At 59.0% G+C, this 21,958-nt stretch carries 22 protein-coding genes; 17 read left to right on the top strand and 5 right to left on the bottom strand.

The window, feature by feature from the left end; genetic code table 11:
* Positions 1-37: 37 nt before the first annotated feature.
* The 5 genes from AB7M32_RS15965 to AB7M32_RS15945 all read left to right on the top strand — a co-directional run bounded on the left by AB7M32_RS15965 (position 38) and on the right by AB7M32_RS15945 (position 5,951).
* Positions 38-1,216 carry an MFS transporter gene (locus AB7M32_RS15965; RefSeq protein ID WP_454250496.1) on the top strand — a complete coding sequence of 393 codons (1,179 nt, stop codon included), beginning with the start codon at positions 38-40 and terminating at the stop codon, positions 1,214-1,216.
* A gap of 319 nt (positions 1,217-1,535) precedes the next feature.
* Positions 1,536-2,387 carry a sugar phosphate isomerase/epimerase family protein gene (locus AB7M32_RS15960; RefSeq protein ID WP_454250495.1) on the top strand — a complete coding sequence of 284 codons (852 nt, stop codon included), beginning with the start codon at positions 1,536-1,538 and terminating at the stop codon, positions 2,385-2,387.
* A gap of 13 nt (positions 2,388-2,400) precedes the next feature.
* The gene (locus tag AB7M32_RS15955) at positions 2,401-3,453 is read left to right on the top strand and encodes an isopenicillin N synthase family dioxygenase (RefSeq protein ID WP_454250494.1); all 1,053 of its coding nucleotides are present in this window, start codon (positions 2,401-2,403) and stop codon (positions 3,451-3,453) included.
* A gap of 76 nt (positions 3,454-3,529) precedes the next feature.
* A complete protein-coding gene (locus AB7M32_RS15950; RefSeq protein ID WP_371857782.1) occupies positions 3,530-4,336 on the top strand; it encodes an ABC transporter substrate-binding protein in 807 nt (268 codons plus the stop codon).
* 106 nt (positions 4,337-4,442) lie between these two features.
* The gene (locus AB7M32_RS15945) at positions 4,443-5,951 is read left to right on the top strand and encodes an amino acid ABC transporter permease/ATP-binding protein (protein WP_454250493.1); all 1,509 of its coding nucleotides are present in this window, start codon (positions 4,443-4,445) and stop codon (positions 5,949-5,951) included.
* Positions 5,952-6,046: 95 nt separating this feature from the next.
* On the opposite strand, the gene AB7M32_RS15940 is transcribed toward AB7M32_RS15945, so the two are convergent.
* On the bottom strand, positions 6,047-6,502 hold the full coding sequence (locus AB7M32_RS15940; RefSeq protein WP_454250492.1) for a MarR family winged helix-turn-helix transcriptional regulator: 456 nt from the start codon (positions 6,500-6,502) through the stop codon (positions 6,047-6,049).
* 93 nt (positions 6,503-6,595) lie between these two features.
* On the opposite strand from AB7M32_RS15940, the gene AB7M32_RS15935 reads away from it, so the two are divergent.
* From AB7M32_RS15935 to AB7M32_RS15905, 7 genes are all read left to right on the top strand, one after another.
* The gene (locus AB7M32_RS15935; RefSeq protein WP_454252147.1) at positions 6,596-7,600 is read left to right on the top strand and encodes an aldo/keto reductase; all 1,005 of its coding nucleotides are present in this window, start codon (positions 6,596-6,598) and stop codon (positions 7,598-7,600) included.
* Between the two features lie 281 nt (positions 7,601-7,881).
* Positions 7,882-8,637, top strand: a complete 756-nt coding sequence (locus tag AB7M32_RS15930; RefSeq protein WP_454250491.1) for a hypothetical protein — start codon at positions 7,882-7,884, stop codon at positions 8,635-8,637.
* A 140-nt stretch (positions 8,638-8,777) separates the two neighbouring features.
* Positions 8,778-10,469: a thiamine pyrophosphate-binding protein gene (locus tag AB7M32_RS15925; RefSeq protein WP_454250490.1), complete on the top strand. Its 1,692-nt coding sequence runs from the start codon at positions 8,778-8,780 to the stop codon at positions 10,467-10,469.
* A 112-nt stretch (positions 10,470-10,581) separates the two neighbouring features.
* Entirely contained in the window at positions 10,582-11,382 is an 801-nt protein-coding gene (locus tag AB7M32_RS15920) for a helix-turn-helix domain-containing protein (RefSeq protein WP_454250489.1), read from the top strand.
* A gap of 57 nt (positions 11,383-11,439) precedes the next feature.
* Positions 11,440-12,864 (top strand): NAD(P)/FAD-dependent oxidoreductase, encoded by a 1,425-nt coding sequence (locus AB7M32_RS15915; RefSeq protein ID WP_454250488.1) that lies wholly within the window; start codon positions 11,440-11,442, stop codon positions 12,862-12,864.
* Positions 12,861-13,202, top strand: coding sequence for a cupin domain-containing protein (locus AB7M32_RS15910; protein WP_454250487.1), 342 nt, complete (start codon positions 12,861-12,863; stop codon positions 13,200-13,202). Before AB7M32_RS15915 ends, AB7M32_RS15910 begins: the two co-directional genes overlap by 4 nt.
* 44 nt (positions 13,203-13,246) lie before the next feature.
* Positions 13,247-14,320, top strand: a complete 1,074-nt coding sequence (locus AB7M32_RS15905; RefSeq protein WP_454250486.1) for a polyamine ABC transporter substrate-binding protein — start codon at positions 13,247-13,249, stop codon at positions 14,318-14,320.
* A gap of 52 nt (positions 14,321-14,372) precedes the next feature.
* On the opposite strand, the gene AB7M32_RS15900 is transcribed toward AB7M32_RS15905, so the two are convergent.
* Positions 14,373-15,122: an SDR family oxidoreductase gene (locus AB7M32_RS15900; protein WP_454250485.1), complete on the bottom strand. Its 750-nt coding sequence runs from the start codon at positions 15,120-15,122 to the stop codon at positions 14,373-14,375.
* A gap of 99 nt (positions 15,123-15,221) precedes the next feature.
* On the opposite strand from AB7M32_RS15900, the gene AB7M32_RS15895 reads away from it, so the two are divergent.
* Positions 15,222-16,130 (top strand): AraC family transcriptional regulator, encoded by a 909-nt coding sequence (locus tag AB7M32_RS15895; RefSeq protein ID WP_454250484.1) that lies wholly within the window; start codon positions 15,222-15,224, stop codon positions 16,128-16,130.
* A gap of 52 nt (positions 16,131-16,182) precedes the next feature.
* Here the strand turns inward: AB7M32_RS15895 and AB7M32_RS15890 are convergent, their stop codons facing one another.
* A complete protein-coding gene (locus AB7M32_RS15890; protein ID WP_454250483.1) occupies positions 16,183-17,076 on the bottom strand; it encodes a LysR family transcriptional regulator in 894 nt (297 codons plus the stop codon).
* Positions 17,077-17,197: 121 nt separating this feature from the next.
* Between AB7M32_RS15890 and AB7M32_RS15885 the strand changes: the two genes are divergently transcribed.
* From AB7M32_RS15885 to AB7M32_RS15870, 4 genes are all read left to right on the top strand, one after another.
* Positions 17,198-17,641: a GFA family protein gene (locus tag AB7M32_RS15885; protein WP_454250482.1), complete on the top strand. Its 444-nt coding sequence runs from the start codon at positions 17,198-17,200 to the stop codon at positions 17,639-17,641.
* A 216-nt stretch (positions 17,642-17,857) separates the two neighbouring features.
* Positions 17,858-18,139, top strand: coding sequence for a hypothetical protein (locus AB7M32_RS15880; RefSeq protein ID WP_454250481.1), 282 nt, complete (start codon positions 17,858-17,860; stop codon positions 18,137-18,139).
* Positions 18,140-18,379: 240 nt separating this feature from the next.
* Entirely contained in the window at positions 18,380-18,967 is a 588-nt protein-coding gene (locus AB7M32_RS15875; protein ID WP_454250480.1) for a DUF805 domain-containing protein, read from the top strand.
* Between the two features lie 376 nt (positions 18,968-19,343).
* Positions 19,344-19,643, top strand: coding sequence for a hypothetical protein (locus AB7M32_RS15870; protein ID WP_454250479.1), 300 nt, complete (start codon positions 19,344-19,346; stop codon positions 19,641-19,643).
* Between the two features lie 99 nt (positions 19,644-19,742).
* Here the strand turns inward: AB7M32_RS15870 and AB7M32_RS15865 are convergent, their stop codons facing one another.
* Together AB7M32_RS15865 and AB7M32_RS15860 are read right to left on the bottom strand one after the other, a co-directional pair.
* Positions 19,743-20,657, bottom strand: coding sequence for a LysR family transcriptional regulator (locus tag AB7M32_RS15865; RefSeq protein ID WP_454250478.1), 915 nt, complete (start codon positions 20,655-20,657; stop codon positions 19,743-19,745).
* A 100-nt stretch (positions 20,658-20,757) separates the two neighbouring features.
* On the bottom strand, positions 20,758-21,957 hold the full coding sequence (locus AB7M32_RS15860) for an MFS transporter (protein ID WP_454250477.1): 1,200 nt from the start codon (positions 21,955-21,957) through the stop codon (positions 20,758-20,760).
* Between the last annotated feature and the right edge of the window lies 1 nt (position 21,958).

Genomic DNA, 21,958 nt, shown 5'->3' with positions numbered 1-21,958 from the left:
TGTACGCCAACAATCTGAATAAGGACATTTGCCCCCCGTGGCCACTTACTCCCTCGTTATTCGGCGCTTGATGATCGCTTCGCTGACCATCGTGGTCAGCCGCGCCATTACCAGCCCTTTGCTCACGTTGTTCCTGAGCAACAAGCTGGGCCTCAATCAACAAGATGTCGGCTTGCTGCTGGGCATCGCGGTGTTCATCGCCACCCTGCTGGCCCTGTACGGCGGCTACATCATCGATCGCCTGGAAAAGCGCCGGCTGCTGATCCTGGCGATGCTTTCCAGCGCCGTGGGTTTCGTCCTGCTGACCTTTGCCGAAAACCTCTACCTGACCACCCTGACCGTGGTGATCACCGAAACCGCGTCGGCCCTGTTTCTGATCGGCTCCAAAGCGATCCTCAGCGAAAACCTGCCCATCGGCCAGCGCGCCAAAGCGTTTTCCCTGCGCTACACCCTGACCAACATCGGCTACGCCACCGGCCCCATGCTCGGCGTGGTGATTGCGGGGGTCTACCCGATCGCGCCATTCCTGATCGCCGCAGGCATCGCGTTCTCCAGCATCTTTCTGATGATGGGCATCCCCGGCGATGGAGCGCCGACAGCAGCCATGGGTCCACCGCCCAGTTTTCTCAAGACCCTGAAGACCCTGAAAAACGACCGCACCCTGATCATGTTCACCTGCGGCTGCCTGCTCAGCACCGTAGTGCACGGACGCTTCACGCTGTATCTGTCGCAATACCTGCTGGTCACCCACGACGCCAAGCGTGCACTGGAGATCATGGCTGCCCTGCTCGCCTGCAACGCCATTACTGTCATCCTGCTGCAATACCAGATCGGTCGGTTCCTCGATCGCCAGAAGCTGCGCTACTGGATCGCTGCGGGCACCAGCCTGTTCATGCTTGGCCTGATCGGATTCAGCCTGGCGGACGACATGCTGAGTTGGTGCGTGGCGATGTTCATTTTCACGCTCGGTGAAATGATCATCTACCCGGCCGAATTTCTCTTCGTCGATACCCTGGCCCCGGAAGAACTGCGCGGCAGCTACTACGGTGCCCAGAACCTGGCCGCCCTCGGCGGCGCCCTGAGTCCGGTGATCTGCGGATACCTGCTGATACAGACCCCGGCACCGACGATGTTCTATGCCTTGAGCGCCTTGACTGCGATGGGTGGGCTGCTGTGTTTCATGAGCGGGCGCCGGATGGCGGTCGTGCAGAAGTGATTCATGGAACGGCATCTTAGCTGCAAGATGACTCGGCAGCTGGTCAACGCGCCAGGTTCCGGAGCACCGGATCGATGACTGACGATCAGCGCCGTGGCCAGTGATCAATAGTTTAGAAATCTCTGAACTATCTTTTTGCGCTTCCCTATTCTTTCCGCCAACCGCCCCTCCCTACTATTGACGGCAACAAAGGAGCCTTTCCATAGAGATGCGGCCCGAAGATTGCCTTTTCTGATTGTCACTGCCGTTCGTTGTGCGTTTCGGTTAGCGCCGCAACGTCGCCGTGTCAATCATGCGAAGGAACCTTTGGAGCAGATCGATGAAGCTGGAAATATTCCGAACGTTGTGGGGTTACACCGCGAGCAAGGCACAAGCCCTCGATGAGTTGCTTGAAGCAGGGTTCGATGGCATGGAAGCCCGCCTGCCCATGACCGCCAGCGAACGTGCCGAGTTCGCAGCCTTTCTACGCATCAACAAAGTCAGCTATATCAGCACCATCTTCAGCGCCTACGACGTTCTGCCGGAACAGTCGGCAACCGTCGACGAACACCTTCTGGACCTCGACAAGAAACTCGGCTGGGCGGCTGAGTTGGCGCCGCGCTTCGTCAATCTGCTGGCTGGCAACGACCGCTGGCCGCTGGCCCAGCAAGTCGACTTCTTTGGTCGCGCGATGGACCTCGCGGGCAAGCATGGCCAGGTGTGCGCTTTTGAAACCCATCGCGCTCGCTCGTTATTCAACCCCTGGGTCACCCTCGAACTGATTCGTCAATTGCCGGACCTGCGCTTCACCAGCGACATCAGTCATTGGGTCGTTACCTGCGAGCGCCTGCTCAACGATCCGGAAGACGACCTCAGCGCCTTCGTCGAACGCGTTCACCATATTCAAGCCCGAGTCGGTTATGACCAGGGACCGCAAGTGCCCCACCCCGCCGCCCCCGAGTACAGCCAAGCGCTTGCCTTCCATCAGCAGCATTGGGAGGCCATCTGGCGATCCCAGGAAAAACGCGGGTATCAGGTCAGCACGCTGACACCGGAGTTCGGCGCCGACGGCTATCTGCATCACCTGCCCTTCACCAACGTGCCGGTGGCCGATCTGTGGTCGCTGAACGTGTGGATGGCAAACACCGAGCGCGAGCATTTTCGACGTTTCGCCCGCACCTCAACCCGATAAGGAGTGCTGCCTCATGCCTGACAACACGCCAACGACCGCCAACTTCAATCGCATTCCGGTGGTGGATATCGCCGGGCTGTTCAGCGACGACATCACCCAGCGCCAGGCAGTGGCCGAAGAACTGGGTAACGCCGCCCGCGCAGTCGGTTTCCTGTACATCAAGAACCACGGCATCGAGTCGTCACTGATCGACGGCTTGCGTCAAGCGGCGAAGGACCTGTTCGCACAATCGCTTGAGTACAAAATGCAGCATTACATCGGCACTTCACGCAGCCACAAGGGGTTTGTGCCTGAAGGTGAAGAGGTCTATGCCAAAGGCAAACCGGATCACAAGGAAGCTTTCGATATCGGTTTCGAAGTGGGCGAAGACGATCCACTGGTCATTGCCGGCACGCCATTGATCGGGGCCAACGAATGGCCGGACTTGCCGGGTTTCCGTCCCGCCGTCGAAGCTTACTACGCCGCGGTGTTTGCATTAGGTCGTCGCTTGTTCAAGGGTTTCGCCCTCGCTTTGGGCCTGGAGGAAGACTATTTCGAGGCACTGGTGACTCGCCCACCGTCGAAGCTGCGCCTGATTCATTACCCGTTTGACCTGGCGGCTCAAGACGCGCCCGGCATTGGCGCGCATACCGACTACGAATGCTTCACCATTTTGCTTGCCGACAAGCCAGGCCTCGAGGTGATGAACGATCAGGGGCAATGGATCGATGCGCCGCCCATGGACGGTACGTTTGTGGTCAACATCGGCGACATGCTGGAGGTCATGACCGCAGGTGCATTCGTCGCTACGGCTCACCGAGTGCGAACCGTCAGCGAAGAGCGCTACTCGTTCCCACTCTTCTATGCGTGCGACTTCCATACGCAAATCAAGCCACTGCCGCAGTTTCTTGAAGGCGGTAAGGATTACGAGGAAATCACCATCGGTGAGCACATGTTTGGCCAAGCGTTGCAAACCTATCAATACCTGCGCCGCAAGGTCGAACGCGGCGAACTCAAACTGTACGAGCGCGCGCGCAAGCCATCGAGCTTCGGTCACTTGAAGAGCCAGACGCAGGAAGCGTCCTGATGCAACCCTCGACCCGTTCCAAAACAGCCCTGTTTCAAAACCAGTCCAATCCTACTTTTTCGACGTGGAGTCACCGATGATGCGCAACCCAATGAACATTGCTGTCCGCTTGTCCCTGCTGGCCTTCGCGATCCTCGGTGCGGCAGGAGCCCACGCAGCCACGACGGTGTCACCCGGCGTCCTCAAGGTCGGCATGGAAATCACCTATCCGCCCTTCGAATCATACGACGAACAAAAAAATGTCGTCGGCTCCGACCCCGAACTGGCGCGATTACTCGCCAAACATCTGGACCTCAAGGCTGACTTCGTTGACACCAAATTTTCCAACCTGCTTCTGAGCCTTAACGCCGGTCACTATGACGCGATCATCTCGGGCATGTACATCACGCCCCAACGGCAGACGCAAGCGCAAACCATCCCATACGCCAAGACCGGCGCAGCGATCATGGTGCTGAAGGACAGCCCGCTGAAACCGAAAGTACCGGAAGACCTCTGCGGCCTGAAAGTCGGCCTGGAAAAAGGCACCACTTGGGTGACGCAATTCAACAAACTCTCGACCGATTACTGCGTCCCGAATAACAAGGGCGCGATCATGGTCAGCGAATTCCCGTCCGCACCTGAAGTGACCCAAGCGCTGCTCTCCGGCAACGTGCAGGCTCAGGTGGAGATCGACGGCGCCGCCGGCATGATCGCAGAACGTACCAAAGGCCGGGTTGTGATCAGCACCGAGCACTCGATCTACCAGCAGACACTGGGTATTTACGTCAAAAAGGACAACGACGCGCTCTATCAGGCGCTGCTCAAGGCCTTTGATGCGACGAAAGCGTCGGGTGAATACGCCGCCCTGTTGAAAAAGTACAACCTGGAAGAACCGACTAACTGACTCAGTGCAGCCCTGTGGGAGCGAGGCCGCTCCCACAATCGGCGGCTTTCGCTTGACTGCCCGGCATAGGTGAAGCCTCCGTCGACGCCAGCAGTTGGAGGTACACATGCAATTTGAATGGCCCTACTTTTTTTCTCTGTTTTCGGTCTCGGACTTCTGGAAAGCCTGCATTACGGTGGTGGAACTCAGCACGCTGGCCTGGTTTATCGGCATGCTGCTGGGCTTCCTGCTGGCTTCGGCCAAGCTTTCGGCCACGCGTTGGGTGAGCGTGCCGGCATCGGTTTATATCTGGTTCTTTCGCAGCGTGCCGCTGCTCGTACTGGTGGTGTTCGTCTATAACCTGCCGCAGATGTTCCCGGTCACCCGTGGAGTATTGTCCAATCCTTTCTATTCCGGCCTGTTGGCACTGGTGGTGACCGAGGCGGCGTACATGGCGGAAATTCATCGTGGCGGCTTGATATCCGTTGCCAAAGGCCAGAAAGAAGCCGGCCGTGCACTGGGCATCGGCCTGATCGGTCTGCAGCGCCTGATCGTGATCCCACAGGCGTTCCGCATTTCCCTGCCGACATTGATCAACGAATACATCACCGTGGTGAAACTGACCTCGCTGGTCTCGGTGATTTCCTTGACCGAACTGCTGACCGTGGGCCAGCGTCTTTACGCGCAAAACTTCCTGGTCATGGAAACCCTGTCGGCTGTGGCGGTGTATTACGTGCTGATCGTGACCGTGCTCGGCTGGCTGTTTCATTGGCTGGAGCAACACCTGGAGCTCAACAACCGCAAACCACAAACGCTGGATGACATCAGCCTGCGGCGTCTACGCGCGTCACGGGCAGCGCCCTCTCCGGCAGACGCTCGTACAGCATCAGGGCCTGGCTCGGCCCCCGCACTGCAACTGATCAACATTCACAAGCGCTACGGCCAGCACACCGTGCTCAAGGGCATCAACCTTGATGTCAACGTGGGTCAGGTGATTTCCATTATCGGTCCGTCGGGATCGGGAAAAACCTCGCTGATTCGGACCGTCAACGCCTTGGAAAGCATCGACCAGGGCGAGATCATTCTATTCGGCGAAAGTTATATCCACGCCGGTGACAACACCAACACACAACAAGTACGCCACGGGGTACAACGCATCGGCATGGTATTCCAGAGTTTCAATCTGTTTCCCCATCGCACCATTCTCGACAACGTCACCCTCGCGCCGCGTTATCACGGCCGCGACAAGTCCATCAGCGAGCAGCGCGCCTACGCGCTGCTGGACAAGGTCGGGCTGCTGGCGCACGCGCAAAAGTATCCGCATCAGTTGTCAGGCGGTCAGCAACAACGCGTGGCAATCGCCCGCGCATTAGCGATGGATCCCCACATCATGCTGTTCGATGAGCCTACTTCAGCCCTTGACCCGGAACTGGTCGGCGATGTGCTCAAGGTGATCAGCGACCTGGCAAAAGAAGGCATGACCATGTTGATCGTGACCCATGAAATGGACTTCGCCATGTCAATTTCCGACAGGGTAGTTTTCATGGAGGATGGCCTGGTCAAACTGGATGCGGCACCTGGGATGATCCGAGCCGATCAGTGCGGCGAGAGAATCAAAAAATTCATGAGGGTTTGAACTCGGTGTGATTGGGTCCTGACACTCGAGATGGGATATCCGTCAAGCACGCTGGTTTTCCCACCCACCTTATGCGTTGCGAAGCTGCTGGCGAGTCATTCTGATGGGGACTCATCAAGATCGTCGTCAAGGCTCGCAATGCATGCGTCGAGCAATTCGTGCAATACCGCCACGCGTTCCACGCCGAGTAGACCATTGAGTGCTCGCTGTGCCTCCTTCCACGCCCGCTGGCCTTCGGTTTGCTTTACGCGTCCAGCCTCGGTCGCTTCGACAAGGCGACTGCGGGCATCGCCTCCTGCACCAATCTCCAGCCACCCCTGAGCGGTCAGGGACTGCATGTTTCGGGTCAAGGTCGAATTATCCATCTGCATTTGCCTGGCCAGATCACTCGGCCGAATAGGCCCCAGCCTGACGACATGGGACAACAGTGCGTACTGCGTATTCTTCAGGCCGGACTCGGCGACGTAGCGGTCGTAGTGACGCGTCACCATGCGATTGAGCTGGCGGAGCTTCAGATTGGTGCAGCCCTGTGGCTTGATAGTGTTTTTCATACGGTCTATTGTACCTGCAATACTTGCATATACAATTTTCTTTGCACCGACACTATCTGAAAAGATCGTTCCGACTTGATCAATGGTGAAAATATGAAATATGCATCCTTCGGCAAAACAGGACTGAGTGTGTCCCAGGTCGTGCTTGGGACGGGCAACTTTGGCACAGGCTGGGGCTACGGCGCGGATCCCGATGTCAGCACGGCAATCTTTAACGCCTACGCGGAGGCCGGCGGCAACTTCATCGATGGAGCAGATATCTACCAGTTCGGAGAGTCCGAGGAGCTGCTCGGAACCCTTCTGAAGGGCCGACGCGAGCGTTTCGTCCTGGCGACCAAGTACACCCAAGGCGCGCAGCCAAATGCCGATCGCCTCGTCACTGGCAATAGTCGTAAAGCCATGGTGGCCTCGGTAGAGGCGAGCCTGAAGCGACTCAGAACCGATCGCATCGATCTCTACTGGGTGCATTGGCCGGATAATGTCACACCCATCGAAGAAATTGTCCGTGGGTTCGAAGATCTCGCCCGCGCGGGTAAGATTCTTTATGCCGGCCTCTCCAACTTTCCTGCTTGGCGGCTATCGCGAGCAGTCACCCTCGCCGAACTCACCCACTCGGTGCCGATCGCCGCGGCGCAATTCGAACATAGCCTGGTCCACCGCGACCCCGAGGTTGATCTGTTCCCGGCTTCGCATGCGTTGGGATTGGGTATCGTCACTTGGTCGCCACTCGGCGGAGGCATGCTGACCGGTAAGTACCGCAAGGGCGAGAAAGGACGCGCCGAGGGCCTCGGTGGCAAGGTGTTCCAAGCAGAGAATAGCGAGCAGCGTACACAGGTCCTCGACACGGTCATCGCCATCGCCAACGAACTGGGCGTCAGCCCCGGTCAGGTCGCCATCGCCTGGTCCGGCACGCACGGGTCGTTGCCCATCATCGGCCCGCGCTCGCTTGAGCAATTGACCGACAACCTCGCAGCCCTGTCGGTCGAACTGTCAGCCGAGCAGATTCATCGACTCGACACCGTTAGCAGCTTGTCTCCTTCGATGCCAGCAAGGACAGCGACCCCTTGGGCTTGCGGAGCAGCGCAGATCGTGGCCTGAACGTGGGTGGGTGATGCAAGCCGACGACAAGAAGGCCAGACTCAACTGTATCCCTCACCCACCCTGCCCCCTTATCGCCTGACATGTTCCTGTCAGCCTCCCGTCACCCTGACGTCAGATCGTTGCGCCTAAAGTAACGCCAGGCTTGCTCCCGCGGCGCCAGCGTGAACCCGCGGGAGCAAGCCTGCTCGCTCCCGCAGGAACTTGGCTTAACCAGAGATTCTGCACCCGAGGTTGCCTTTTGTTGGAGCTCTTGTCATCAGCCGGAAGGAGAAACGCAGATGAACCACCCTGACGGGCACGACGGCGCGCTTGATCAATTCATCTGGCCATCGCCAGACGGTATCCTGGACCGTAAAGACCTGTTGCTTCGCCTGCGCGCCGAACAGCGATTCATGGCCGAACAGGACTCTGCATGCAGGCTCGATCAACGAGACTACCTGCTTTCCCTGATCGATTCGGTATCAACACGGGCCGACGGCGCCGCGCAACGCTCAGGTTTCGATGCCCGGCGAATGCGTAGCGTCATCACCGAAGCGGCCACGCGAAGCCATTGGGGCAAGCCTTCAGGCGGACGCCGAACCCAGGGCATCGCCGCACACTGCGATGCGCAGACTTGCATGGCCGCGGTACTCGATGTCGAGCTGAGCGACGAGGGCCGCTTGATTGTGCATGACACGGTGTTTGTCGTTGACCTGGGCGCTATAGAGAACCCCGGTCGCCTGCGCGCCCAGCTTGAAGGCGCGTGCCTGATGGGGGTCGCATTCGTGGCATCTGCTGAATTTGGTGTGACGGCGGCTGATCTGTGCCCGACGATCGCCCACCGACCCCGCTGGCCACTCGTCTCATGGCTGCCAGGGCACATCGCGGTACACTTGATCAACCCAACGGGTGCCCTCCAAGCCTGCCAGCCCAGCCAACTGAGCTACGTACCCATCGTCCGGGCCTTGTGCAATGCGATTTGCAAAGCCTCGGACAAGCGTACCAGCGATTTGCCGCTCAGAAGCCCGTTGCTCGAAAGAATGGGCGGACGTTAAGTCACTGACGGGCTTCAAATCAAACCCAGCGTCAGGGCTTGCAGCGTCGTCGCCGCATGGGTAGTGCATTGCCATTTGGCAATCCGATAGCCATGAAAGCAGGGTAAATTATCTCTTCCAAATACGTGAGGTTTCGCGCCATGCCTTCAACTCCCTGTGTCCCGTCCGGCATCCGTGGGCAACGCGGCGCGGACCTGCTCGTAGAAGTACTGCGCAGCGAAGGCGTTCGCCATGTCTTCGGCAATCCGGGAACAACGGAGCTGCCGTTGCTCGATGCGCTCTCGGGCGTCTCCGATATTCACTACGTGCTCGGTCTCCAGGAGGCCTCCGTCGTGGCGATGGCCGACGGTTATGCCCAGGCATCCGGCCGCCCCGGTTTCGTCAACCTTCATACAGCAGGAGGCCTTGGCAATGCGATGGGCGCTATCCTGAACGCGAAGATGGCGAACACGCCGCTGGTGATCACCGCGGGCCAACAGGATACCCGCCATGGCGTGACCGACCCGCTGCTTCATGGCGATCTGGTCAGCCTGGCCCGACCGAGCGTCAAATGGGCGGAGGAAATCCAGCACCCCGAACATATCCCGATGCTGCTGCGTCGCGCTCTTCAGGACTGCCGCACGGGGCCGACCGGCCCGGTTTTCCTTTCGCTGCCGATCAACGTGCTGGAGCAGCACACCGATGCCGATGCTGGCCAGCCGTCGCGAATCGAACGAGGTGCGGTGACCGCGGCGATTGACCCGTTGGCTGACGCGTTAGCGACGGTTGCTCCCGGCCGCCTGGCGATTATCCTCGGGGAGGAGGTCTTCCAGTCGAATGCGCAAGTGGAAGCGGTGAGACTCGCTGAAGCACTCGGCGCGCCGGTCTTCGGGCCATCCTGGCCCGGGCATATCCCCTTCCCCACCGCTCATCCTCAATGGCACGGAGCCTTGTCACCCAAAGCTGCCGATATCCGCGAAACGTTCGCTGACTTCGATGCGGTCTTGCTTCTCGGCGGCCATTCGCTGATCAGTTACCAATACTCGCAAGGCCCGGCGATTCCCCCTCATTGCCGTCTCATTCAATTGACCGGCGATGGCCACCAACTGGGCAGAGTGCATGGAACGGCGCTGGGTTTGATAGGCGACATCAAGCTGTCCTTGCAGTTGTTGCTGCCGTTACTGGATCAGGCACTGGCCCCGCACAGCCAGGCCATCGCGACGCTGCGAAACGTCGCTGCACACGAGCGCAGGACCCGCCGAATCGAAGTGGCCGAGCGCGCGAAGCGCGAATTCAATACGCCCGTGACAACGCCTTTCGTTGCGGCCCATGAAGCTGTCCGGGCAATCGGCCCTGACGTGTGGATCGTCGACGAAGCGCCGGTCACCATCGCTCATGTGCGTGCGTGCCTGGATTCGCATTCGGCTCGCCAGTACCTGTTTACGCGGAGCGCCATCCTTGGCTGGGGCATGCCGGCGGCTGTCGGTACATCCCTTGGCCTGGACCGCGCCCCAGTGGTCTGCCTGGTCGGCGATGGCTCGGCGATGTATTCGCCCCAAGCGCTTTGGACAGCGGCACACGAGCGTTTGCCCGTCACCTTTGTGGTCATGAACAATGGCGAATACAACATCCTGAAAAACTACGCGCGCAACCAGGCGCACTACCGAAGTGCCGGTACGAACCAGTTCATCGGCATGGACATCCGGGACCCGGCCATCGACTTCCAGGCCCTCGCCTCCTCCCTGGGGGTTGCTTCGCGCAGGGTCGAGCGCGCCAGGGATATTGCTGAAGCGGTCGAGGATGGCATTCGCTCAGGCCGCCCCAACCTCATCGAATTGCCGATCATGGCTTGAAGCTAACGGGCGTTCACCTTTGGCGGCCTCAGGTATGAGGCGGCTGTATTTGTTCAGTGAGCCACTGCAGGGCTAGACTGGCGCCAGCCCCAGTCGTCACGCCGGTCAGCCAATGCATCTCCTTCCGCCAGATACCGCCGAACAGACAACGTTGACCCTCGAAGTGGTGCTGCGTTACCACATGGCGTGGAAACGCCGCGACTTGGAGGCGATTCTCGCGATTTATCACCCGCAAGTGCAGTACAACGATTTCTTCCAGAACCGCAGCATGGGCCTGACCGAGTTGCGCGCTTATATCACCAGCACGTTACCGCGCCATCCCGACGAGTATCTTGAACACAACGACCGCATCCGTGCAGATGGCTGTACCGCATTCATCCAGTACCAGACAGCTCTGAAAGGCAGTGGCGAGCGGGTGGTTTTTCGCACCAGTGAAGCAATCACGGTATGTGATGGCCTGATCCTTCGCATAAACGAATATGCCTCACTGGTGCGCGACAGCGAGCCCCAGACTGGGCGCCACGCGCCCGCCATCAGTAAACTGGGTCTCTCGGCGCGTCAGCTGACGTTCATGGCGCGAGACTTGGCCGACTATTTTACGCGCCAGCAGCCATTCCTCGACCCGGATCTGGACCTTGCACGGATTGCCGGCGCCACCGGGTACAGTCGTAATCAGCTGTCTTACCTACTGAATCAAGTGCTGGGACAAAGCTTCTATCGCTACGTGACCCAAGCACGGTTGGCCTACCTGCTTGAGCGCCTCGTCAATCACGATGAAAACGCGCCCATCGATGCCCTTGCGGCGAGTGCCGGATTCAATTCCACCTCGGCGTTCTACAAGGCCTTCCGTAGTCATACCGGCTGTACACCCAAGGCATGGTTGAAAGCCAATTGCGCGCGTACCCGCAGATAACACAGCCCCCGTCACAGCGCATTAATCTCTGTCGGCAATCAACCGATGGAGCATGGGATGTCTGGCTGGGGTGGTGTGAGTTTGTGGATGGAGCAACTCGGCGAGGCGCTGACGCCGCGCCCGGCGTTGCATCAGGATCTGCAAGTAGACGTTGTGATTATCGGCGCCGGTTACAGTGGCCTCTGGGCGGCCTATTACCTTAAACAGCAAGCACCGCACCTGAACATCGTCATCGTTGAAGCACAGATTGCCGGCTTCGGCGCCTCCGGTCGCAATGGCGGCTGGTTGATGGGCAACCTGCTGGGCGAAGACCGGCTCCTGGGCCCACTACCTGCCGCGCAACGTCACGCAGGCTACCAACTGCTGCATGCAATCCCCGACGAGGTGGTGCGCGTGTGCCACCTCGAAGGCATCGATTGCGAACTGCGCAAAGGCGGCGTGCTGTACTGCGCGGCGCGTTATCCCGAGCAAGAACGGCGCCTGCGCGAACAGCTCGATGCAGTCCGCGGGCAAGGCCTGGGTGAAGACGACTACCGCTGGTTGAGCCCTCAGGCCTTGCGTGAACAGTTAAATGTGGCCCAGGCGTACGGCGCCCTGTACTCACCTCACTGCGCGACCATCCAGCCTGCACGGTTGGTACGGGGTCTGGCCGAAGCCGTCGAACGGATGGGTGTACGCATTTACGAGCAAAGCCCGGTGCTCGACTGGAAGCCAGGCCAGGTCCGAACCGAGCACGGTCGGGTGAGCGCCGATTGGGTGGTACCGGCAGTCGAAGGTTATGCCAGCACCCTGCCCCCGTTGAACAAACATCAACTGGCCGCGCAAAGCCTGATCGTCGCGACTGAGCCGCTCCCGGCCGATGTATGGGCCGAAATCGGCCTGACCCGTGGCCAGGCTTTCAGCGAAAACAGCCGACAAGTCACTTACGGCCAGCGCAGCCGAGACGATCGCCTGGTGTTTGGCGCCCGCGGTGGTTATCGCTTTGGCGGTCGCCTGCGCAGTGACTTCAACCTCACTCAGGCCGAACGAACATTGCGGCAGCACCTGTTTAGTGAACTCTTTCCGATCTTGCGCAATGTGCGCCTGACCCATGCCTGGGGCGGCAATCTGGGGGTTGCCCGGTCCTTTCACCCGCACATGCTCGCCGACCGTCGCCAGCGGATCGCACTGGCGGGTGGCTACGGAGGTGAAGGTGTAGGCGCCAGCAATCTGGGCGGCCGAACCGTGGCGGCGTTGATTCTTGGCCAGGACAACGAACTGACTCGCCAACCCTGGGTTCTGGATGATCGTCCCCTGGCCTCGTTGCCACGATGGGAGCCCGAGCCTCTGCGCTGGCTGGGTTACAACGCCATTATCCAGAGCTTCGTTCACGAGGATCAGGTATTGGCCAACCTCCATGCGCCACGCTGGCGTCGCCGGATGGCTGAAGGGCTGGCCGGTTGCATGGAACGTCTGATGAAGTCCAAGGAGCCGTTTGCATGACGATCGATCATTTTCGCGACACCGCCCGTTTGCCGCTCGGTGAGCCTGGCGCTGTTGGTGTACCGCTGGGCGAGCCGCTTTCACAGGTTGCCACGGCATGCGTCGAGCGCGACGACGGCGTCGAGGCCGGCGTGTGGGAATGCACCCCCGGCCGCTGGCGGCGCCAGATTGTGCAACAGGAGTTCTGCCATTTCATTCAGGGGCGTTGCACCTTCACCCCGGACGGTGGTGAGGCCCTACATATCCAGGCCGGCGACGCGTTGATGTTCCCTGCGAACACGACGGGAATCTGGGATGTACAAGAAACCGTTCGCAAGAGCTACGTGCTGATTTTCTGAACTGCCTTCATCCATAACGCCTAGAACAAAGGTTGAGGTCTCGCATGTTGAAGTCGATCGTTCCGTTTCTGTTGATCGCGTCTACCGCTCAAGCAGCAGACACCGTCAGGATCTACAACTGGAGCAGCTACATCGCTCCAGATACCCTGCAAAACTTTACCACCCAGACCGGGCACCCGACTCAATATGACCTGTACGACAGCAACGAGGTGCTCGACGCCAAACTGATGGCCGGCCATTCAGGCTATGACGTGGTGTTTCCGTCCAACCACTTCATGGCCCGGCAGATCACGGCCGGCGCACTCAAACCGCTGGACCGCGGCAAACTCCCGAACTGGCACAACCTCAACCCGACGCTGATGAAGGTACTGGAGGCCAATGACCCTGGTAACCGCTACGGTTTTCCCTACCTATGGGGCAGCACCGGCATCGGCTACAACGTGGCCAAGGTCAAGGCGGTCCTGGGCGATGTACCGATAGACTCGTGGGACATCGTGTTCAAGCCGGAAAACATGAAGAAACTCGCCCGATGCGGCGTGGCGATGCTCGACAATGGTCCCGAGATCCTTCCCATCGCCTTGAACTACCTTGGCCTGCCGCATCACAGCAAGGACAAGGCTGACTACGAGAAGGCGCAGGCCCTGCTCCTCAACGTGCGCCCCTATGTGAGTTACTTCCACAATTCCAAGTACACCAGTGACCTTGCGACGGGTGACGTGTGTCTGGTCGTAGGATTTTCCGGCGATGTGATGCAGGCCGCAGCGCGAGCCAATGAGGCCGGGAATGGCCAGCAGATTGCTTACGCCATCCCCAAGGAAGGCTCACCGATGTGGTTCGACATGGTCGCCATGCCCGCCGATGCGCCGAATGAAGACGCCGGCTACGAATTTCTCAACTACCTGCTGGACCCCAAGGTGATGGCTGGCATCAGCAATCATGTGCACTATGCCAACGGCAACACCGCTGCCGAGGGGCTGGTCGACAAGGCCATCCGCAACGACCCGATGGTTTACCCGCCTGACAGCGTGATGAAAAAACTCTTTGTACTGGAGGCAATGCCATTGGAGAACGACCGGCTGCGCACGCGGGTCTGGAGCCGGATTAAGAGCGGGCAATGAAACCTGTCGCCGATGAGCAGCCACCCAGATCATCGGCGACATCTCCCGGGCCTCATTCAAAAGCCTCACTTTCCAGAACAACGGCGTCAGCGCCAGCAACAATGCGCATTGGCGAGGCTGGGTCATTCGCTGCACGCCATATCGCTTCAACGACGTCTTGGGCCTCAGTGACGACGGTTGATAGCGACCACTCTGCAAACACCCGCTGCGCCAGATCGGAGTAAGCCTCCGGGATGCTGCCTTGCATCCGTGGTTGTGCATTCTTACCGAAGTCGGTCGAGGGAGCGCGCCCTGGAAGCACCAGGTTCATCCGAACATTAAACGGTTCAAGCTCAAGCGCGAGAGACTCGGTGAACGCATTCACCGCAGCCTTGCTGGCTGTATAGATGCTGAGCAGCGGTAACGACTTTATCGTTACACTGGAGGTGACGTTGACGACAACCCCGGATCTACGCTGCCGAAACTGCGGTAGCACCGCCTGAATCATCGCCATGGTACCAAAGGTGTTGGTCTCAAAAATGCTACGAATCGCGTCCATCGAGATGCCTTCGAGGGCACCGAGTAACCCAATACCGGCATTATTGACCAGCACGTCGATGGGGCCCGCGGCCTCTATTACCTGTTGGATACTGCTCGGATCGGTGACGTCCAGGGCAAGCACGCGCAGGTGCTCGGATGCTTCAAAGAGCCTTTCGTTTGGGCTGCGCATCGTCGCGATAACCTTCCAGTTGTGTTCGAGAAAATATCGGGCGGTGGCCAGACCAAAGCCAGAGGAACAGCCAGTAATCAGCACAGTTTTCATAGGCGTTTCCGTTGAATGATTGACAGGATGACAACGATAGGCTGTCGTACCTGGACTTAATATCATCGCCAGTCCGCTAATCTTTCGCAGGAGTCCGAGATGTTCGATCCGCTCGCGGAGGTAGTCACCCTGCTGCAACCGGGTGCCTCATTTTCCAAGGTCGTCAGTGGTGCCGGAGCCTGGCGTGTTCGCCGCTCGGTGTACGGTCAGCCTTTTTACTGCGCGATTCTTGAAGGTGGATGTCGTTTTTCAGTAGCCGGGAATCCGACGATAAGCTTGAAGACCGGCGACTTCGTGCTGGTCCCGGCCGCCTATGATTTCACGATGATGAGTCTTCAGCCGATGGCAGCCGAAGACACCGATACCGTGCCTGTCGAGATACGGCCGCGTGACATTCGTATCGGCACACCCGATGTCGCGGCTGATGTTCAATTACTGGTAGGTCACTGCACCTTCGGCTCGCCGGACGCTGCGTTACTGGTAGCGCTGCTGCCCCAGCTGATACACGTTCGCGGCGAACGCCGGCTGGCAGTGCTGGTGGAACTGGTTACCGAGGAAGCGCGCGGGCAGCGCCCAGCGCGAGATGTCATCCTGGCACACCTGCTTGAAGTGCTGTTCATCGAAGCCCTGCGTTCCACCGCGACCGAAGCCGCACCGGCCGGCCTGCTGCGCGGACTCGGTGACGAACGTCTAGCTATGGCGATACGCCGAATTCACGAGTTTCCGAACCAGCCATGGACAGTGGTGCAGCTCGCCAGAGAAGCCGCCCTCTCGCGCTCCACCTTCTTCGAACGCTTCAAACAAGCAGTGGGCATGGCGCCAATGAAGTATTTACTGACGTGGCGAATGGCGCTGGCCAAAAATCTGTTACGCACTCAAGACGACAGCATCGCTGAAATCGCACAACGGGTCGGTTATAGCTCCGTGAGCGCCTTCAGCGTGGCATTTACACGCTATACGGGGTTTACACCGGGACGTTATTCGCGGGAAGTAATCACTACTCCATGAGTCCCATGCAACTGGCCGACTGGGTCAACTCTGCATCGGCCCCAACACCATTTTAAGCGTCGGCTAAAAAACGTGACAACGAATGCGAGAGCGCGTCAAACACCAGCGAAACACGCCGCACCCGCTTCAGGTCGTGGTGCATCGCGATCCAGATGTCAACCGGGAAGTCCACTTGCTCGGGCAGCACGCGCACCAGATCATGACGGCGCGCCAGTTGGCTTGAGCACACGCCGATACCCAGACCCGCCCGCAGTGCTGCGAACTGGGCCAGGTGATCGTCGCTACGAAAGACCACCTGTTCCCCGCTACAAAGAAAACCCTGTTGTGCCAAGAACGCCTGCTCAGTCAAATTGCGGTCCGGACCGATGGCAGGGTATTCGCTCAGTTCATCTGCGCATCGAGGCCGACCTCGGTGCTCGAGCAACCCCGCCGTCGCATACAGGCCCACACGCAGGTCACCCACATGGCGAGTGATGATGGAGGCCTCGACGGGGCGGCGAATGCGTACGGCCACATCCGCTTCCTGCAATGCCAGATCCTCCAAGCGATTCGATACGCTCAGCTCGAGCGCCAATTGGGGCTGAGCAGCGCGGATCTCGCACAGCATCGAAGGCAGTACCTCCACGGCCAGCAACTGATTGCTGGTGACCCGTACAATTCCGCCAGACACATTGGCCTGCGCGGATGCCGCGCGGGCAAACGCTTCGGCGGCCAATGCCATCGATTGAGCATGGCCAGTCAATTCTCGGGCGTTATCCGTGGGCATCAATCCCGCTGGCGAACGGACGAACAGGCTCGTTCCCACGCTGCGCTCCAGCGCGTCGATACGTCGTCTGGCGGTGGCTTGAGCGATGCCCAGCACTCGTGCGGCTGCGGACAAGCTTCCCGTTCGAAGAACGGCCAGGAAAACACGCTGGGTTTCCCATTGAAGTTGCGGGAGGTGCATACATTTCCTATGTGCCGGTAGAAAGGTTTGATCAATTTTACTCAAGCCGAATCTTGTGCATGCTTTACCGAAGTGATGCGCGGCTTCAAGCGCCCTGTTGTTCAAATACGAGACTTTACTTATGAGACTTGCCGGTGGTTGCCGTTGCGGCGCCGTATCTTATCGTTCAATCAGCGACCTGCAGGTCGCCATCTATGCTTGTCATTGCCAGACTTGCCAGACCTGGAGCGGCAGCAGCTTCGCGCTGCATGCCATGCTGCCCGATAACGCGTTAATCCTGGAAGGCCAGACCCTCGAATACACCTATGAAGACCAAAGGCAAGCCGCACGTCACTGTCTCTGCGCGACTTGCCATACGCGCATCTATAACACCACTTCGGCCGCGCCTGGTTTCTGCATTCTGCGCGCAGGCACGCTCGACGACAGCGCATCCTTGAGCCCCGTTGCGCACATCTGGGTCAAGCACAAACAGCCTTGGCTGAACCTGCCCGTCAACATCGCAACCTGGCCAGAAAGCCCCACGCCCGAGGCGTTCGCGGCAGCTTTGAACCCGGGGAATCGATGACTGAATTGAGGTATCCAGCCGCTTTGGCAAAATGATTCAGGTAAACAGGCATCTGCCGAAAGCGCGACCAACGCATCATCCAGGCTTGCCGCGGTGTCCGCTTCTGGCCAATTTCTGCCGTTCGTGACGGGCAGCAATCGGCCAGAAGCGGACAGTGGGGCCCAACCTAATGCGCCTGCTCTTGTTGACTCGCGGATGAACAGGAACAGTCACGTTATGAAAAAAATCAAAGAGTTGGATGAGCTAAAAGAGTTGGCTCGATTGGCTACGTACGAAGCTCTAAAAGGGTATGTGGCCGTCCCGGATGAGTGGGAAAAGAACCTGACCCTAGGCACCTTCTTCGACCATGAACACCGGATATTCGAACTCTACGTCGCCAGTGAAGAACCTGAGGGCGCCATCGTGATCAGTTCAGCTAGGGTTAACCGTCTCACTAAATCTGTTCACGTGACAGTGTCCAATCTCGCCAAGAAAATACCACCTCCAGAAATTATCTAAATGCAGGGGTAAGACTGCCTGCTTATTGGCCGGTCAGAGTAGGGACATGACCCGCCAGCGGCAAAACACTTCATAAGTGCACTGCGCGCGCCATGCGACAGACCCACACATGCTGTGGTGCACACAGCCCCCTTACACGATAGCGTCTTCTCTTGAGTTTGATGCCGGCATTCGATTAGATACGAGGCGTAAACGTTGTGACGTGAATAGCACCATCAAACACAAGGGAATAGCACTAATATGGCGCGAATAGAACCCGTTTTCGGCAGCATCAGCAGCGAAATCGAAAACCCATACCAACCGGGCGAAGCCCAACTGATTGACGACGAGGTTGTCACGTTTTCAAAACCCAGGATTTTTGATTTTTCCGGGCGTATTTCTCTGACGCGCTTCTGGCTGATTCGTGTGCCCTTGGTGCTGATTCTTCCGTGCATTTTGCTGGCGTTCTTTATGGTGGGGTTGCGCCATCAACTGGTGGTTTTACTGATAGTCGGTGTCACCGTTGTCGTTCCTGCCATCCTGCTCGACTTGTCTCTACTGGTACGCAGGGCACGTGATCTAGGCTGGAGTCCGATAATATGGGGAATTCTCTGCGTGTTCCCTGTTATCGGCTTTGTGATAACGCTTCCGCTCATTATGCTTCCGGGGCGTAAAGCGATTAATAAATACGGCCCGCCCAATCCACCTCTCTCGACATTGGTAAAACTACTCACCGCGCTGTTGGTGGTGCTGGTGCTTGTAACTTCAACCGTGCTAGTTGCGTATTTTCCCCAATACCACCCACTGGCACTCTACGAGTGGTTCGTTAATGCATTGGTTCAGGCATAACGTTAGCGTACGCGAAGTCCATGCTTCGCCTCATTGCGCGGCGCCCAGTGCTCAGGTGCCGTTGTAGAGAGCGCTGCGCGCACCACGCGATAGCCCTGCGTACGCCGCAGTGATGTCCATTGGGAAAAGAGAACAGATTTATTTCTCTGCTCTAAACGTCCGCTCTTGGCCGTTAGCTGCCGTTCGCCGCTGACCGCCTTCGACCATAGCGGTCTGTTGCCAATGAAAAGTGACAGATTTATTTACTGGAAAACACTGTCCACTTTTTATGAGGTTCGCCACCCCTTGGCTTGGCGCGGCGGAACCGCCGACGCTGGGAACAACCCACTGTGCCTGTAAGTCTACCTCTAACCAATCATTGGTAAGGTACAGCGTAATGGATAAGACAATTACCGTGGATCAACTGGCGACCACTGACCTCAGATCAATCAACGAGATATGGCTCGGCGGGACTCATACCCAGCTATGCCTCTGGCGTGGCACACAAGTCTTCACCCACGAAATGCTCAGCGAAGGCACCCACGATCAGAATGTCCAACGCCTGTGCCTGCAGTTGGTCAACCCTGACGATCAGGCCGCAGTGGCCAGCGTTGAGCGGATCGCGCGCGAACGACTGACAAAGATCGGCAAGGAAGGCGAGTTTTATCCGGCGGAGGAAGCGGACACCCATCAATAGTCGCTCTGCAGCGGTGATAAAAAGAGGAATAACGGCCAATCATGAAGGTCCTCAGCACGTCACTTGAGGATCTGGCGCTACACATCTCGGCGATATCCCTCATTGGGCCATTCGATCAGAGGCGAGAATCTGCGCAAGAAAATCGATGAACACATTGATGCGGCTGGAGCCGCGGTGATTGGGCAAATACAGCGCATTGATGCAACTGCTCGCACTGCCCGGATTGACTTCGTAATGCTCCAGCAACCGTGTCAGTCGACCTGCGGCGACGTCATCGCGCACCAGCCAGTCGGCCAGCAGAGCCACCCCGCCGCCCGCGATTGCGGCCTCGCGCAAGATGTCGGCGTTGTTGCTTTGCAACCGGCCATGCACGTTGAGCTGAAGGGGTTGCTCGTCGCCCTGAAACGTCCAGTGATGATGCGATCCACCGTAATCGAAGCGCAGGCACTGGTGCCCCAGCAAGTCATTAGGATGACTCAGCGCCGCGTGACGGCCCAGGTAATCCGGGCTGGCGACGACCCAGCGCTGGAAGGTCCCTACCCGTTTGCTGACGATGTCCTCGCTGACCACCGACGAGCCGAGGCGCACGGACACATCGATCTGCTCGCTCAACAGGTCACCGACCTGATCGCTCAATGACACGCTGATTTCCAGTCCCGGATGACGGTCGAGCAGCCGGCCCAGATGTGGCGCGATGATTCGCCGGCCAAACTCGACGGGGACACTGATCCGCAGGCGCCCTTGCGCCTCGCTGCCGCGGTCGGCGACCACGGCATCGGCTTCATCGATGGCCTCCAGAATAGCCACGGCTTTTTCAAAATAGGCTTGCCCGGCGACGGTCACGCTGGTGTTGCGGGTCGTGCGGTTAAGGAGGCTGGCGCCCAGCTCGCTTTCCAGGCCCGCCACCTGGCGTGTCACCGAAGAGGTGGAGATTCCGAGTTTGCGCGCCGCAGAGGAATAACCGCCGCAACGCACGGTTTCAACAAACATCTTCAACGCCAGCAATTTGTCCATCAGCGGAGTCCGGTCGAAAGGGAACGGAGCTGATTGTGCATGACCGTTCGCCCGCCGTCTTGCAGGACTGTGCTTCGCCGCGCTCCTCGATGCCTGTTGGTCAGACATCTGCCTTGCGACTCATGAATATCACCAGGGCCAAGGCAGGCAGCAACGCAATCGCCACCGCAGAGAGGCTCCAGCCGAAATGCTCATAGAGCGGGCTCGCCACCAGCGATCCCAAGGCACCGCCGACGAAGATGCTGGTCATGTACACGGCATTCAATCGAGCCCGGCTGTGCGGGTCGATGGAATACACCTCGCGCTGGCCCAGCACCATGTTCAGCTGCACGGCGAAATCCAGCAGCACCGCGCACACGACAAGCCAGATGTAGCCACTGCCGGGCAGCGCTGCAATCAACAAGGAGACCGGAGCCAACAGCAGCGCAACGAGTGTCCCGCGACGGCCATGACCTGCATCGGCCAAGCGTCCGGCAATGGGCGCGGCCACGGCACCGACGGCACCTACCAGCGCAAAGATCGCGATCTGCACCTGGCTGAAACCGTGGTGGCGCATCAGCTCGATGGGCGCCAGGGTCCAGAACAGGCTGAAGCTGGCGAACAACAATCCCTGATACAACGAACGTTGGCGCAGGACCGAATGGCGCCGGGCCAGCGCAAACACCGAGCCGATCAATGCGGCATAAGTCGCCCGATGCGTCGGTACGCGACGCGGCAGCGCAATGGCGGTGATCAGGGCGATAACAGCCATCAGCGCCGCCGCACTGAAGAACACACCGCGCCAGCCGAACACGTCCACCAGCAGGCTCGACAGCGGGCGCGACAGCAGAATGCCCAGCAACAGGCCGCTCATGATGTTGCCCACCACGCGGCCTCGTGTTGCTTCCGGCGCCAGGTGTGCCGCCAGGGGCACCAGGATCTGCACCGCTACCGATGTGAGGCCGATCAGCAGCGACAAGACGAGGAATATCGACGGCGAGTGCGTCAGCCCGGCACACAACAGGGTAACGCCCGACGCGAGGGTGAGGCCCACCACCAGGCGCCGGTTCTCCGCAAGGTCAGCCAATGGCACTAGCAGCAATAAACCCAGGGCGTAGCCGAATTGCGTCAGCGACACGATCAGGCTCGCATTGGTGCTGGACAGGCCAATTTGCGGCGCGATCAATTCGACAATCGGCTGAGCGTAATAAAGATTGGCCACGACCGCGCCGCAGCAGAACGCCAGGAACGCGACCATCAGGCCGGAAAGTGAAGCGGGTTGTTCGGCCTTGGCCGTCGCGGCGGGATTGCCCATGAACATG

It is taken from the genome of Pseudomonas sp. R151218B TE3479 (assembly GCF_053629195.1).
The sequence above is the reverse complement of the archived record's forward strand: the minus strand, read 5'-3'. Positions and strand labels throughout refer to the sequence as shown.